The sequence below is a fragment of the Pseudomonas sp. 20P_3.2_Bac5 genome (genome assembly GCF_025466035.1).
In the GTDB taxonomy this organism is placed as follows: Bacteria; Pseudomonadota; Gammaproteobacteria; order Pseudomonadales; family Pseudomonadaceae; genus Aquipseudomonas.
In genome coordinates, this window is sequence record NZ_JANLOA010000101.1 from 24,875 (window position 1) to 39,046 (window position 14,172).

Sequence of the window (14,172 nt, forward strand, 5' to 3'; positions counted from 1 at the left end):
TTTGCGAAAATTGTATACAAAAACGGAGCCGAAACCATGCCTGTTCGTCCAAGCCGCCTCAACGGCCTGCGTCATATCGCGATTCTGGTGCCGAACCTTGAAGTCTGTGAGCGCTTCTATGTCGATGTGCTGGGGATGGAGGTGCTGCACCGTGCCCACGAAGACCTGGTCTATCTCACCTGCGGCAACGACAACCTGTCGCTGGGCCGCGCCTTCGCACCCAGCAGTGGGGCGCAGGCGGTGGATCATTACGGTTTCGTGGTCGACAGCCTGGACGAATTGCACGCCTGGTATGGCTATCTCAAGGAATGCGGCGTGACCTTGCTGGACACGCCGTTCGCCCATGGTGACGGCACCTGGAGCTTCCACCTGCTGGACCCTGCGGGGAACAAGGTCCAGCCGATCTATCACCCGGCGATTTCCGGGCAACGCTTCAACTGATCATTCGTAGGCGCTGACGCCACTGATGTGGCGTGCGGCGATGTAGCCGAAGGTCGCCGCCGGGCCGAGGTTGATGCCGCCGGCGGGGTAGTGCCCGCCCATGATGCTGGCCATGTCGCAACCCGCAGCGTAGAGGCCTTCGATGGGCTGCTGACGGGCGTCCAGCACTTGCGCGTGTTCGTTGGTGCGCAGCCCGGCGAAGGTGCCGAAGCAACCGGGCTCGACCTTGACCGCGTAGAACGGGCCTTTCTCGATGGGTGCCACGCACGGGTTGGGGCCGTGCAGGGCGTCGCCCTGTTTGCGGTTGTAGAGGGTGGTGCCGCGCCCGAATTGCGGATCTTCGCCGCGCTCGGCGTGGCGGTTGTATTCGCTGATGGTGTCGAGCAGGCCGCGGGCGTCGATACCGCATTGGTTGGCCAGGTCGTGCAGGCTGTCCGCGCGTTTGAGGTAGCCGTTGCGCACCAGCGCCGAGGTCGGCAGCGGGAACGGGCGGGCGATGCCCAGGCCGTAGCGGCGCTGGAAGGTGTGGTCGCAGATCAGCCAGGACTCGACCTTCTCGCCCGGCGCGGCGGCGACCATGGCGCTGACGTAGTCGTAGTAGCCGCCGGCTTCGTTGACGAAGCGCTGGCCGTTGCTCAGCACACCGATGATCCCCGGCTTGCCGCGTTCGATGATGTGCGGGAAATGGCCGGCGCTGCCGTCCTTGTACGGCACCTTCGACACTGGCGCCCAGGCCACTGGGCTGTGCAGGTCGTCGGCGACCCGGCCGCCGGCGCTCTCGCCCAGGCGCAGGCCGTCACCGTTGGCGGCGAGCGGCGGCAGGGCCAGGTGCTCGTGGCCGGTTGGCGTGCGCGGGAACATCGCCTTGCGGCGTTCGATGTCGTTGGGGAAGCCGCCGGCGGCGAGGACCACGGCGCGGGCGTTGATGGTCACTTCGCCGCTGGCGGTCTGCACCACCGCACCGCTGACCCGGCCATGCTCATGCAGCAGGCGCCGGGCGGGCGCCGACTCCCAGAGCAGCACGCCGAGGTCTTCGGCGGATTTCGCCAGGCGCGCAATCAAGGCCACGCCGTTGACCAGGTGCAGGGCGCGGCCGTGGGTGGCGAGGTCGATCAAGTGTTTGCCGATGCGCCGGGTCACGTGCAGCAGCGAGCGCCAGGAGCGGGTCAGGGTGAGGAAGGCGCCGAGGTCCTTGCCGGCCATGATCGGCATGCCCCAGAACGAGGTTTCGCGCATGGTCCGGCGCAGGCGCTTGAGCAGCTTGCCGGCCTTGCGCCCGTCGTAGGGCGCGGCGATCACCGAACGACCGCCCGTGCCGGCGCCGGGGGTGTCGCCATGGATGTCGGCAATGCCGTTGCCGTCGGCGAACTGCAGTGCGGTGTGTTTCTCGAAGAAGCTCACCATGTTTGGCGCGGCTTCGAGGAAGGCGTCGATCAGCGGCGCGTTGAAGCGCTCGCCGAGTTCGTGTTCCAGGTAGGTGCGCGGCGCCGAGCGGTCCTCGACGATGCCGGCGCGGCGCGCCAGCGGGTTGCACGGCACCCACATCCAGCCACCGGACCAGGCGGTGGCGCCGCCGAAGACCGGGTCTTTCTCCACCACGATGACCTTCTGCCCGTGCCATGCGGCGGTTACGGCAGCGCTGAGGCCGGCGGCGCCGGAACCGATCACCAGGACATCGCAGTCCACTGTGCGGGCGTGTGAGGGAAGGGCAGTCATGGAGCGTCCTCGGAGAAAAGGCTGGATTGTTGTTTTTGGAACATGATTCCATATTCTCTGATCGCCTCGGCGCTGCCAAGCGTTGTGTCGCGAAGTTGGGCGAAGATCGAACAGTGGTTTGCGCTTTGTCCGGCGCTCTTTAGAATTCGGCAACATTTTCAGGGACCATGACCATGGCCGGCAGTCAGATCGAACGCGCGCTCAGCCTTATCGAAAGCCTTACCAGCGAACCTCGCGGGTTGCCGATGCAGGCCCTGGCCGAGCAACTGGACATTCCGAAGAGCGCGACCCACCGCATGCTCGCCGAGCTGATCCGCCTGGGTTACGTGCGGCAGAACCCGGAAAACAGCCGCTACCTGCTGAGCACCCGGCTGGTGGCCCAGGGCTTTCGCTACTTGGCCAACAGCGGCGCGGACATCGTCCAGCCGATCCTCGACGAACTGGCGCGGCAGAGCGGCGAACTGGTGCGCCTGGGCGTGATCGACGGCGAGCGGCAGACGTGGATCGCCAAGTCGCAGGGCGCCCGCTCGGGGCTGCGTTACGACCCGGACATGGGCCGTGATGCGCCGTTGTTCTACAGCGCGTCGGGGCATGCGTGGCTGGCCAGCCTCAGCGATGCCCAGGCGTTGTTGCTGGTGGAACGCCAGGGCGTGGGGCCGCGCGAGGACTTCGGGCCGGGCGCGCCGAAGTCCAATGCCGAGCTGCTGGAGCGCCTGCGTGTGGCGCGTGAGCATGGCTACGCCTGGGTGGTGGAGAGTTCTGCGGTGGGCATGTCGGCGCTGGCGGCGGTGGTGGCGGATCCGCGCGACGGGCATGCGGTGGGCGTGGTGAGCATTGCCGGGCCGACGGCGCGGATGACCGAGGCGCGGATGCATGAGCTGGCGGCGGCGTTGCTGGAGGCGACGCGGGAGTTGTCGGCGGCGAGTCCGGCGTCTGAGTTGTTCGTCTGATTTCTGCTTAGGGCCATACAAACCACCTGACCTGTTCAGGCGCTCATCGGTTTTTTTCTGCTTGCATTGAAACTGGAACCAAGTTCTAAATATTCGCATCCAGAACAACAACCCCAAGAGATGCCCGCCAATGAGTCAACGAGTCCTGTCCCTGGCCGCCCTGACTGTCCTCGAACTGTCGCCACCGGAAATGGTCGAGGTCGCCGCCCGCGCCGGCTACAGCCATGTCGGCCTGCGCCTGGAGCCGGCCACGCCGGAAGAACACCATTTCCCGCTGGTCCGCGATGCCGACCTGCGCCGGCAGACCGCCGAGCGCCTGCGCGATACCGGCATCAAGGTGATGGACGTGGAAATCCTCCGCCTCAAGCCGGAAACCCGCGTCGCTGATTTCGACGCGCTGCTGGCGGTCGGTGCCGAGTTTGGCGCCACCGAACTGCTGGTGGCCGGCAATGACCCAGACCCGGCGCGGATGACCGAAAACTTCGCCGCCCTCTGCGACCTGGCCGCGAAATACGGCATCCACCCGCACCTGGAATTCATGCCCTGGACCGACGCGAAGAACCTCACCGAGGCGCTGCGCATCGTCGAGAACGCCGGGCGTGAAAACGGCTGCGTGCTGGTCGACGCCTTCCATTTCGATCGTTCCGCCTCGCGCCTGGAAGACCTGCGCCAGGTGCCGGCCTCGCGCATGCGCTACCTGCAACTGTGCGACGTGGCCGGGCCACGGCCGGACGATATGGCCGAAATCCTGCGCCAGGCGCGTAACGAGCGGCGTTTCCCCGGCGATGGCGATTGCGACCTGCGCGGGCTGCTGACCAGCGTTTCCCCCGACATTCCGTTGAGCCTGGAAATCCCCACCCGGCAGTTGCTGGAGCAGGGCGTCTCGGCGCTGGAGCGCGCGCAGTGGGCGCTGGACAAGACGCGTCAGGTTCTCAGTCAGGTGCTGTAGTCACCCGCGCATCGGTGAGGTCGGGCGCCGCCTGGCCTGACCCTTGCTCGGCCGAGCCCTTCGCGAAATCTTCGACCCGAGCCCGTCCATGCCCCCTCTCAGCCAGCCGTTCAAAGGCATCCTCCTGGTCGTTGTCGCGACCTTTCTGTTTTCCAGCCATGACGCCATGTCCAAGTACCTTTCGGGGTTCTACCCGATTGTCTGGGTGGTCTGGGCGCGCTACCTCGTACACACCTTGTTGATGCTCGGGATCTTCCTGCCACGGGCCGGTTTGCGTGGCTTGCGCACGCGTCGACCGGGTCTGCAGGCGGCGCGGGCGTTGTGCCTGCTCGGTTGCAGTTTGCTGTTCACCAAGGCGTTGCAGTACCTGCCGCTGGCCGAGGCGACGGCGGTCAACTTCCTTGCGCCACTGATGGTCACGGCGCTGTCGATGCCGCTGCTCAAGGAGCGGGTGACGCGCGGGCAATGGCTGGCGGTGCTGGCGAGTTTCATCGGCGTGCTGGTGATCGTGCACCCCGGTGGTGCGCTGTTTACCCCGGCGGTGTTGCTGCCACTCGGCTCGGCGACCTGTTTCTGCTTCTATCAGATCCTTACCCGCAAGCTCAGCGACATCGACAGCCCGACCGCCAGCAATTTCTTCACCGGTGTGTTCAACACCCTGGTTATGAGCCTGCTGGTGCCGTTCTTCTGGACCGTTCCGAGCCTCACCCACGGCCTGATGACCCTGGCCCTGGGCACCTTCGGCATGCTCGCCCACCTGTTCCTGACCCAGGCGTTCCGCCACGCACCCCCGGCGATGCTGGCGCCGTTCAGCTATTGTCAGATCGTGTTTGCCGGGTTGATGGGCATCGTGCTGTTCGGCCAGCGGCCGGACCTGTGGGGCATGACCGGTATCGCCGTGGTCTGCCTGAGCGGGCTGGCGGCGGCCTGGTTGCAACGGCGGCGCTGAAACGACCGCGGGGCCGGCCCCGCTCCGTTGCCGGAGAGGGCAGGCCCCGCGTCATGTTGCGGAGGAATCAGATGTCGACTTTAGGCACTTTGCGCGGTGCCATGAAGTACATCCAGGTCAGGGCAATGAAGTACATCGCCGGGATCATGGTGAACAGGATGCTGTAGTTGTTGTTGGTGACGGTCAGCACGTAGCCGACGATCTGGGTCATGAACATGCCGCCGATGGCCGCGCACATGCCGCCGAAGCCGAACACGGTGCTCATCATGTGCTTGGGCGTGTAGTCCATCACCAGGCTCCAGATGTTGGCGGTCCAGGCCTGGTGCGCGGCGATCGCCAGGGAGATGGCCAGTACCGCGATCCACAGGCTGCTGGCGCCGGCGGCGAAGATCACGCCGATGATGGTGGCGGCGAACAGGGCCATCGACATCAGGCGCGCCTTGACCGGTGCCACGCCGCGTCCGATGAGGAACGAGGAGAGGATGCCGCCGCCGACGCTGCCGAAGTCGGCACTGAGGTAGATCACGATCAGCGGGATACCCATTTGGGTAACGCTGATGCCCAGGCTGTATTGCTGGTTCAGGAACGGTGGCAGCCAGTACAGGTAGAACCAGAACACCGGCGCGGTGATCGAGTAGGCCAGGGCGAAGGCCCAGGTGCCACGCATACGCAGGATGCGCGAGAACGGCACGCCTTTCTGCTCAGGTTCGGCTTCGCCTTGGACGTAAGCCAGTTCGGCTTTGCTCACGGTCGGGTGTTCTTCAGGGTTGAAGTACTTCAGGCCCCAGAAGGTGACCCAGACCAGACCCAGTGCGCCCATGGCCATGAACGCGGCCTGCCAGCCCCACACGGTGAGGATCAGTGGCAGCAGCATCGGCGTGAACATGGCGCCAACGTTGGTGCCGGCGTTGAAGATACCGGTGGCGACGGCGCGCTCACCGGCCGGGAACCACAGGCGGGTGGTCTTGACGCAGGCCGGGTAGTTGGCCGCTTCGGTCAGGCCGAGAATGAACCGGCAGACCATGAAGCCGACCGCCGAGGTGGCCAGGCCGTGAGCGCCGGTAGCCAGGCTCCAGAGCAGTACGGCGCAGAAGAACACCTTCTTCACGCCGACCTTGTCGATCAAGCGGCCCTGCAGCACGAAGCCGATGGCGTAGCCGACCTGGAACCAGAAGTTGATGTTGGCGTAGTCCATCGCCGTCCAGCTCATTTCCTTGGCCAGGATGGGCTGCATGACGCCGAGGGCGGCGCGGTCGATGTAGTTCAGGGTGGTGGCGAAGAACACCAGGGCAAGCATGACCCAGCGGGTCTTGCCCACGGCCATGGCGCCGCGGATCTTGTCGCCCATTCCTGCGTGCGGGGTGTTGCCCAGAGGCTGGGCTGCGGGATTGCTGGAGCTTTGTATCATCGTGGGTTACCCGTATTTTTATGTTTATGGGTCGAGCCTGGGTGACGCAAGAAAACGTAGTGCATGTGGATTACTTGGCAGGATCGTCCCGGTCAGGTGGCCGATGAGTACCCGCTTCATGGATGGAAATGGTGCGCACTGCTCAAAAAAGGGTCAATTCGTCACAGCGCATTTCGGGCGATAATCGCACACAAAACTAACCGGTTCGTACCTTTTGGTTGAGGTGTTTTCCGCGCCGGCCAATAATTCGTCACAGTTGGGGCACTGCCTGCCCGTTGGAGACTGAAGATGCAGCGTTCGATTGCCACCGTGTCCTTGAGCGGCACTTTGCCAGAAAAGCTCGAAGCCATTGCCGCCGCCGGGTTCGACGGCGTGGAGATTTTCGAAAACGACCTTCTGTACTACGACGGCAGCCCCCGTGAGATCCGCCAGCGCTGCGCCGATCTGGGCCTGGCGATCACCCTGTTCCAGCCGTTCCGCGACTTCGAGGGCTGCCGCCGCGACCGTCTGTCGCGCAACCTCGACCGCGCCGAGCGCAAGTTCGACCTGATGCAGGAACTGGGCACCGATCTGGTGCTGGTCTGCAGCAACGTCGCCGCCGACGCCCTGGGCGAGCGGCAGATTCTGGTGGACGACCTGCGCCTGCTGGCCGAACGTGCCGGCGCCCGTGATCTGCGCATCGGTTACGAAGCGTTGGCCTGGGGGCGTCATGTCAACCAGTGGGAGCAGGTCTGGGACATCGTGCGCGAGGCCGATCACCGCAGCCTGGGCATGATTCTCGACAGTTTCCACACCTACTCGATCAAAGGCGACCCAAGCGGCATCGCCAAGATTCCGGGTGACAAGATCTTCTTCGTGCAGATGGCCGACGCGCCGATCCTGGCGATGGACGTGCTGGAGTGGAGCCGGCATTTCCGCTGCTTCCCCGGCCAGGGCGAATTCGACCTGCCGGCGTTCCTCGCGCCGATCCTGCAGGCTGGCTATCGCGGCCCGCTGTCGCTGGAAATCTTCAACGATGGATTCCGCGCCGCGCCGCCACGGGCCAACGCCGCCGACGGCCTGCGCTCGTTGCTGTACCTGGAAGAGAAGACCCGCGAGCGTCTGGCCCAGGTCGCGCCCGAAGTGGCCGTCGAGCCGGACCTGCTGTTCAGCACGCCACCGGTCGGCGCTTACGACGGCATCGAATTCCTTGAATTCGCCGTGGACGACGCGCTGGGCGCCAAGCTCGGCAACTGGCTGGAGCAACTGGGCTTCGCCCGCGTTGGCCAGCACCGTTCGAAGAACGTCAGCTTGCTGCGTCAGGGCGATATCAACCTGATCCTCAACGCCGAGCCCTATTCCTTCGCCCACAACTTCTTCGAAAGCCACGGCCCGTCGCTGTGCGCCACGGCCGTGCGGGTCAAGGACAGCGCCAAGGCCCTGGCCCGCGCCGTGGCTTATCACGGCCAGCCTTATCGCGGCCTGGTCGGCCCGAACGAGCGTGAGCTGGCGGCAGTGCGCGCGCCGGACGGCAGCCTGATCTACCTGGTGGACCAGGATGTCGATGGCCGCACCATCTACGACACCGACTTCAGCCTCAACGGCCAGCCGGCACCGACCAGCCTCGGCCTGACCCGCATCGACCACATGGCCATGGCCCTGCCGGCCGACAGCCTGGATAACTGGGTGCTGTTCTACAAAAGCCTGCTGGACTTCACCGCTGACGACGAAGTGGTGTTGCCCGACCCGTATGGCCTGGTGAAGAGCCGCGCCCTGCGCAGCAAGTGCAGCACCATTCGCCTGCCGCTGAACATCTCCGAGAACCGCAACACCGCGATCTCCCATGCGCTGTCCAACTACCGTGGTTCGGGCGTGCACCATATCGCTTTCGACTGCGAGGACATCTTCTCCGCGGTCAAGCGTGCCAAGGAAGCCGGCGTGGCCCTGCTGGACATTCCGCTGAACTACTACGACGACCTCGCCGCGCGTTTTGATTTCGACGACGAGTTCCTCAGCGAGCTGGCGTACTACAACGTGCTGTATGACCGTGATGCCAACGGTGGCGAGCTGTTCCACGTCTACACCGAGCCGTTCGAGGAGCGTTTCTTCTTCGAGGTGATTCAGCGGCGCAATGGTTATGCCGGGTATGGCGCGGCGAACGTGGCGGTGCGCCTGGCGGCGATGGCCAAGGCCCGGGCGGGCGGGTTGCGGCACGCCAAGCTCTGATTCGATTGAGCGTACATCGCGACGGTTCGGCGCCCCCGACAAGCTCGCTCCTACAGCTGTAGGAGCGAGCTCGCGATGGGGTCAATGCAAAATCCCCTACACCTGCAAGGCTTTCTTCTGACGCAACCGAGGCCCATAATTGCGCGGTTAATCGAAGGCCATGAGCTGCGTATGACAACCACTCCAGCACTTTACGTCGCGCCCGAAACCGCGCCACGCAAAGGTCGCAAGAACAATCCGGAAAAAACCCGCGAGAACATCCTCCAGGCGGCGATCACCGAGTTCGTCCATCAGGGACTGGCCGGTGCGCGCGTCGACGCCATCGCCGAGCGCACCCAGACCTCGAAGCGGATGATCTATTACTACTTCAACAGCAAGGAGCAGTTGTACGTCGAAGTGCTGGAGAAGCTCTACGGCGATATCCGCAGCACCGAAAGCAACCTCCACCTTGCTGAACTGGAGCCCCGCCAGGGCATCCGCCGGCTGATCGAATTCACCTTCGATCACCACGACCGCAATGTCGATTTCGTGCGCATCGTCTGCAACGAGAACATGCACCACGGCGAGTTCGTGAAGCAGTCTTCGGCGATTCGTTCGATGAACAACACGGTGCTCAAGGCGTTGAACGAGATTCTGCTTCGGGGGGCAAGCGAAGGGTTGTTCCGCGAGGGGCTGGATGCACTGGATGTGCACCTGCTGATCAGTTCGTTCTGTTTCTACCGGGTGTCGAACCGTCACACCTTCGGTGAAATCTTCCAGATCGATTTCGAGGACCAGGCCGTGAAGGCCCGGCACAAGGAAATGATCTGCGAGTCGGTCCTGCGTTACCTGCAGGCCTGATGTGTTCATCGCGGGCGCGGCCCGCGATGGTCCTCAGTTACCCAGGCTGTGGAAGTGCCCGGTCATCCGTTCCGGATCGGGCTGCACGCCACTGAACAGCTCGAACGCCTTGACCGCCTGGTACACCGCCATGGTGCCGCCATTGAGCGTGCGACAGCCCAGCGCCCGGGCTTCGCGCAGCAGTTCGGTTTCCAGCGGGAAATAGACGATTTCCGCGACCCACAATTCAGCCCGCAGCAGCGCCTTGGGCACCGGCATGCCGGGCAGCTTGGCCATGCCCATCGGCGTGGTATTGACCAGCCCGCAGGCTTGGGCCATGGCGCTTTCCAGGTCGTGGCCGACTTTCGCCGGGGCCGCCGGGAAGTGCTGGTTGAGGTTATCCACAAGGGCCTGGGCGCGCTCGGTTTCCACATCGAACACCGTCAGTTGTTCCACGCCTTCGCTCAGCAGGGCATGAGCCACTGCCGCGCCTGCGCCACCGGCGCCCATCTGCACCACGCGCTGACGCGAGACATCCGTCAGGCCGCGGCGGAAACCTTCGGCGAAACCGAGGCAGTCGGTGTTGTGGCCGATGCGGCGGCCGTCCTTGAGCACCACGGTATTGACCGCGCCGATGCCGCGGGCTTCCGGGGACAGTTCATCGAGCAGCGGCAGAATCGCCTGCTTGCACGGGAAGGTGATGTTGAGGCCGGTGAAGCCCATGTACTGGGCGGCGGTCAGCAGTTCTTCAAGAGCCGTGCTGTCGAGCTTGAGCTGGTCCAGGTCGATCAACCGGTAAAGGTAATTCAAGCCTTGGGCGGCGCCTTCGTGCTCGTGCAGCGCGGGGGTGCGCGAGGCCTGGATGCCCGCGCCGATAAGGCCGGCGAGAATGCCGGGCGGTTTGGCCAGATTCATCGGTAAAGACTCCGTTGTTGTTCTTGGGAAAAAGTCGGGGAGGAGGGTCCCGCTAAAATGTACCGGTTGGTTAACAGGAATCAATCGGCCAGTGTCATAAGTGTTCGCTGATCGAACAGGCTGTGCTAAACCTTGTGGTTCATCAGAGGAGGAGGGGCGAAGGATGGCTTTTCAAGCACAAGTGACGGATGAACTGACGTGGCCGGGGCTGGCCAGTCTTACTCAGTCGATCCTGTCGGGGCTGGGGGCGGAGGGTTTTCGCAATCCGTTCGGCCTGGCGCCGTCGCCCGCGACCTGCCTGCTGTTGATCGACGGGCTGGGCCAGCACCTGCTTCAGGAGCATGCCCGGCATGCGCCGTTTCTCGCCTCGCTGATGCGCCCGGAAGGGGTGTTCCGCGTCGGTTTTCCCGCGACCACCGCGTCAAGCCTGGCGGCGCTGGCGTCGGGCCTGGGCAGCGGCGCTCATGGCATCGTCGGTTGCAGCTTTGCCCTGGATGCCGGCAGCGAGTTTTCACCGCTGAGCTGGACCTGCGCGCCCTTCGCGTCTGAACGGCAGGTCACGGCGCCACCGCCGCCGGAACAGTTCATCGTTCCGCAGACCGCCTGGGAGCAGGCCACCGAACAGGGCTTGCGGATCAGCACGGTGATGTCGGCACGCTTTGCCGATTCCGCCTATACCCGGGCGATCTACAAAGGCGCGCAGATTCTCGGTGCGCCGGGCTACGAGGCCTACCCGGCGCTGGTGCGTCAGGCCCTGACGCTGGATGCGGCGTCGTTCTGCTTTGCCTATTTCGGCGACCTGGATTTTGTCGGGCACCTCTGCGGCCCTGGCACCGAGCAGTGGCTGGTGCAACTGCGCAACGCCGACCGGCTGGCCGAAAGCATCTACCGTCAGCTACCCGCTGGCGCGCAACTGCTAGTGACGGCGGACCACGGCATGCTGGCGCTGGACAGTGCCGCGGTGGTGGATTTCGATCGCGAGCCGGGGCTTCAAGAGGATGTGCTGGCGCTGGCCGGGGATATTCGCGCACGGCATGTCTACACCGGCGGGCTCCATCAGGATCGGGTGCAGGAGCGCTGGCGCGGACGGTTGGGAGACGGTTATCAGGTGTTGAGCAAGGCCGATGCGATTGGCAGCGGGCTGTTCGGCGATGTGGTGTTGAGCCAGGCGGAGGCGCGGATTGGCGACCTGATCGTGATCCCGACCGGGGCCGGCGGAATCATTCGCAGCGAGGTGGAGCGCGATGCCAGTCGTTGGCAGGGGCACCATGGGGCGTTGACCGATGCGGATCAGTTGGTGCCGTTGTTGATGGCGTGATAGCTGTCGGGCCTGCAAAGCAGGCCCGACCGTGATCACCGCCGAACCAGCAACACCCCACTTTCCATATGGTGGGTGTACGGGAACTGATCGAACAACGCACACCGCTCGATCCGGTGGGTGTCGTTGAGCTGGGCAATGTTGGCCGCCAGCGTCTCCGGGTTGCAGGAGATGTACAGGATGTTGTCGAAACGCCGGGTCAGTTCGCAGGTGTCCGGGTCCATGCCGGCGCGCGGCGGGTCGACGAACACGCTGCCGAACGCGTAGCTCTTCAGATCGATGCCTTCCAGGCGGCGGAACGGCCGCACTTCGTTCAGCGCTTCGGTCAGTTCTTCGGCCGACAGCCGCACCAGCCGCACGTTGTCCACGCCGTTGTCGTCCAGGTTGTGCAGCGCCGCGTTGACCGAGGTCTTGCTGATCTCGGTGGCCAGCACCTTGCGCACCCGGGTCGCCAGCGGCAGGGTGAAGTTGCCGTTGCCGCAATACAGCTCCAGCAGGTCGTCTTCACGCTCGCCCAGGGCCTCGAATGCCCAGCCCAGCATTTTCTGGTTCACCTGGCCGTTGGGCTGGGTGAACGCGCCTTCCGGCTGGCGGTAGCGGAAGTTGCGACCCGCCACCTGCAGTTCTTCCACCGCGTAATCACGGCCAATCACCAGGCGCTTGCCCTTGGAGCGACCAATGATGCTCGCGCCCAGATCGGCGGCCAGTTGCTGCGCCGCTGCCTCCCACTCTGCGTCCAGCGGGCGGTGGTAGCACAAGGTGATCATCGCGTCGCCGGCCAGGGTGGTGAGGAACTCCACCTGGAACAGCTTGTTGCTCAGCGCCTCGCTGGCCTGCCACGCGGCTTTCATGCGTGGCATCAGCTCGTTGATCCGCAGGCTGGCGATGGGGAAGTCGTCGATCAGGATCGGCGTGTGTTTCTCCCCTGGCGCGAACATCGCGTAATGGCGCTGGCCGTCCTGGCGCCACAGGCGGAACTCGGCGCGCAGGCGGTAGTGCTCGCGCGGCGAGTCGAATACCGCCGGTTCCGGCGCGTCGAACGGCGCCAGCAACTCGCGCAGGCGCTCGACCTTGGCCGCGATTTGCTGGTCGTAGGTAGAAGGGTCGAAGACAGCACTCATGCGTTGAACCAGCCCAGCTTGATGACGAACAGGATGGAAAGGATCACCAGCGCCGGGTTCAGGTCGCCACGGCGGCCCGACAGCAGCTTGATCGCAGTCCAGGAGATGAAGCCGAAGGCGATGCCGTTGGCGATGGAGTAGGTCAGCGGCATGGCCAGGGCGGTGATCACCACGGGTGCGGCTTCGGTGATGTCGTCCCAGTTGATTTCAGCCAGGCCCGAGGCCATCAGCACGGCGACGAACAGCAGCGCCGGCGCGGTGGCGAAGGCCGGCACGCTACCCGCCAGCGGCGCGAAGAACAGTGCCAGGAGGAACAGGATGGCGACGACGATGGCGGTCAGGCCGGTGCGGCCGCCGGCGCTGACGCCCGCCGCCGACTCGATGTAGCTGGTGGTGGTCGAGGTGCCCAGCAGCGAACCGGCCATGGCGGCGGTACTGTCGGCGATCAGCGCACGGCCCATTTTCGGCATATGGCCGTCCTTGCCCATCAGGCCGGCGCGCTTGGCGACGCCGATCAGGGTGCCGGAGTTGTCGAACAGGTCGACGAACAGGAAGGCGAAGATCACGCTGATCAGGCCAACGTCCAGCGCGCCCTTGATGTCCAGTTGCAGGAAGGTCGGTGCCAGCGACGGCGGCATCGACACCACGCCTTCGAACGGCGTGACGCCCAGGGCAATGGAGGCGATGGTCACGGCGAGGATGCCGATCAACACCGCGCCACGGACCTTCAGCGCTTCCAGCGCGACAATCAGGAAGAAGCCGAGGATGGCGAGAATCGGCGCCGGCTGCTTGAGGTCGCCCAAGCCCACCAGGGTGGCCGGGTTATCGACGACGATGCCCGCGTTATGCAGGGCGATCAGCGCCAGGAACAGGCCGATACCGGCGGCGATCGCCGAACGCAGCGGCAGCGGGATGCTGTTCACGATCCATTCGCGGATACGGAAGATCGACAGCAGGAAGAACATCACCGCCGAGATGAACACCGCGCCCAGCGCCACCTGCCAGGTGTGGCCCAGGTGCAGCACCACGGTGTAGGTGAAGAAGGCGTTCAGGCCCATGCCCGGCGCCAGGGCGATCGGGTAGTTGGCGATCAGGCCCATGGTGGTCGAGCCGATGGCCGCGGCCAGGCAGGTGGCGACGAACAGCGCGCCCTTGTCCATGCCGGTCTCGCCGAGGATGCTCGGGTTGACGAAGAGAATGTAGGCCATGGCCAGGAACGTGGTGACGCCCGCCAGGATCTCGGTCCGCACATTGGTGTTGTGTGCTTTTAGTTGAAACAGCCTTTCCAGCATGCCCTGCTCCCCGTGGCGCGATGTGACGCCAAAAATTGTCGACTCAGTCAGAAAAGCACAAAGCTCCCGGCCTTTCCGTGATTTTTACT

12 protein-coding genes are annotated in these 14,172 nt (G+C 64.7%); 7 read left to right on the forward strand and 5 right to left on the reverse strand.

The window, feature by feature from the left end; genetic code table 11:
- Positions 1-36: 36 nt before the first annotated feature.
- A complete protein-coding gene (locus tag NTD88_RS18180; protein ID WP_095159929.1) occupies positions 37-441 on the forward strand; it encodes a VOC family protein in 405 nt (134 codons plus the stop codon).
- Here NTD88_RS18180 and NTD88_RS18185 read toward each other — a convergent pair whose 3' ends face one another.
- Positions 442-2,157, reverse strand: a complete 1,716-nt coding sequence (locus tag NTD88_RS18185) for an FAD-dependent oxidoreductase (protein WP_262154110.1) — start codon at positions 2,155-2,157, stop codon at positions 442-444.
- A 173-nt stretch (positions 2,158-2,330) separates the two neighbouring features.
- Here NTD88_RS18185 and NTD88_RS18190 point away from each other — a divergent pair, with 173 nt between their 5' ends.
- From NTD88_RS18190 to NTD88_RS18200, 3 genes are all read left to right on the forward strand, one after another.
- A complete protein-coding gene (locus NTD88_RS18190) occupies positions 2,331-3,107 on the forward strand; it encodes an IclR family transcriptional regulator (protein WP_262154109.1) in 777 nt (258 codons plus the stop codon).
- A gap of 130 nt (positions 3,108-3,237) precedes the next feature.
- Complete coding sequence (locus tag NTD88_RS18195) at positions 3,238-4,056, forward strand: sugar phosphate isomerase/epimerase family protein (RefSeq protein WP_095159926.1); 819 nt, start codon at positions 3,238-3,240, stop codon at positions 4,054-4,056.
- A gap of 88 nt (positions 4,057-4,144) precedes the next feature.
- A complete protein-coding gene (locus tag NTD88_RS18200) occupies positions 4,145-5,005 on the forward strand; it encodes a DMT family transporter (RefSeq protein WP_095159925.1) in 861 nt (286 codons plus the stop codon).
- Between the two features lie 67 nt (positions 5,006-5,072).
- On the opposite strand, the gene NTD88_RS18205 is transcribed toward NTD88_RS18200, so the two are convergent.
- Positions 5,073-6,413, reverse strand: coding sequence for an MFS transporter (locus NTD88_RS18205; RefSeq protein WP_095159924.1), 1,341 nt, complete (start codon positions 6,411-6,413; stop codon positions 5,073-5,075).
- A 288-nt stretch (positions 6,414-6,701) separates the two neighbouring features.
- On the opposite strand from NTD88_RS18205, the gene quiC reads away from it, so the two are divergent.
- Positions 6,702-8,618 carry a 3-dehydroshikimate dehydratase QuiC gene (quiC, locus tag NTD88_RS18210; protein WP_095159923.1) on the forward strand — a complete coding sequence of 639 codons (1,917 nt, stop codon included), beginning with the start codon at positions 6,702-6,704 and terminating at the stop codon, positions 8,616-8,618.
- 171 nt (positions 8,619-8,789) lie between these two features.
- Positions 8,790-9,458, forward strand: a complete 669-nt coding sequence (locus tag NTD88_RS18215; RefSeq protein WP_095159922.1) for a TetR/AcrR family transcriptional regulator — start codon at positions 8,790-8,792, stop codon at positions 9,456-9,458.
- A gap of 33 nt (positions 9,459-9,491) precedes the next feature.
- On the opposite strand, the gene NTD88_RS18220 is transcribed toward NTD88_RS18215, so the two are convergent.
- Entirely contained in the window at positions 9,492-10,352 is an 861-nt protein-coding gene (locus NTD88_RS18220; protein ID WP_410017066.1) for a shikimate dehydrogenase, read from the reverse strand.
- A gap of 163 nt (positions 10,353-10,515) precedes the next feature.
- On the opposite strand from NTD88_RS18220, the gene NTD88_RS18225 reads away from it, so the two are divergent.
- Positions 10,516-11,670, forward strand: coding sequence for an alkaline phosphatase family protein (locus NTD88_RS18225; RefSeq protein ID WP_262154107.1), 1,155 nt, complete (start codon positions 10,516-10,518; stop codon positions 11,668-11,670).
- A 35-nt stretch (positions 11,671-11,705) separates the two neighbouring features.
- Here the strand turns inward: NTD88_RS18225 and trmA are convergent, their stop codons facing one another.
- Positions 11,706-12,791, reverse strand: a complete 1,086-nt coding sequence (gene trmA / locus NTD88_RS18230; protein WP_262154104.1) for a tRNA (uridine(54)-C5)-methyltransferase TrmA — start codon at positions 12,789-12,791, stop codon at positions 11,706-11,708.
- Positions 12,788-14,083 (reverse strand): NCS2 family permease, encoded by a 1,296-nt coding sequence (locus tag NTD88_RS18235; RefSeq protein ID WP_095159918.1) that lies wholly within the window; start codon positions 14,081-14,083, stop codon positions 12,788-12,790. Before NTD88_RS18235 ends, trmA begins: the two co-directional genes overlap by 4 nt.
- Positions 14,084-14,172: the final 89 nt, after the last annotated feature.

Bases quoted from the DNA above. Each gene is read 5' to 3' on its own strand.
- quiC (WP_095159923.1), top strand. From the start codon at position 6,702: ATGCAGCGTTCGATTGCCACCGTGTCCTTGAGCGGCACTTTGCCAGAA.
- NTD88_RS18225 (WP_262154107.1), top strand. From the start codon at position 10,516: ATGGCTTTTCAAGCACAAGTGACGGATGAACTGACGTGGCCGGGGCTG.
- NTD88_RS18200 (WP_095159925.1), top strand. From the start codon at position 4,145: ATGCCCCCTCTCAGCCAGCCGTTCAAAGGCATCCTCCTGGTCGTTGTC.
- NTD88_RS18190 (WP_262154109.1), top strand. From the start codon at position 2,331: ATGGCCGGCAGTCAGATCGAACGCGCGCTCAGCCTTATCGAAAGCCTT.
- NTD88_RS18205 (WP_095159924.1), bottom strand. From the start codon at position 6,413: ATGATACAAAGCTCCAGCAATCCCGCAGCCCAGCCTCTGGGCAACACC.
- NTD88_RS18220 (WP_410017066.1), bottom strand. From the start codon at position 10,352: ATGAATCTGGCCAAACCGCCCGGCATTCTCGCCGGCCTTATCGGCGCG.
- NTD88_RS18235 (WP_095159918.1), bottom strand. From the start codon at position 14,083: ATGCTGGAAAGGCTGTTTCAACTAAAAGCACACAACACCAATGTGCGG.
- NTD88_RS18195 (WP_095159926.1), top strand. From the start codon at position 3,238: ATGAGTCAACGAGTCCTGTCCCTGGCCGCCCTGACTGTCCTCGAACTG.
- NTD88_RS18185 (WP_262154110.1), bottom strand. From the start codon at position 2,157: ATGACTGCCCTTCCCTCACACGCCCGCACAGTGGACTGCGATGTCCTG.
- NTD88_RS18215 (WP_095159922.1), top strand. From the start codon at position 8,790: ATGACAACCACTCCAGCACTTTACGTCGCGCCCGAAACCGCGCCACGC.
- NTD88_RS18180 (WP_095159929.1), top strand. From the start codon at position 37: ATGCCTGTTCGTCCAAGCCGCCTCAACGGCCTGCGTCATATCGCGATT.
- trmA (WP_262154104.1), bottom strand. From the start codon at position 12,791: ATGAGTGCTGTCTTCGACCCTTCTACCTACGACCAGCAAATCGCGGCC.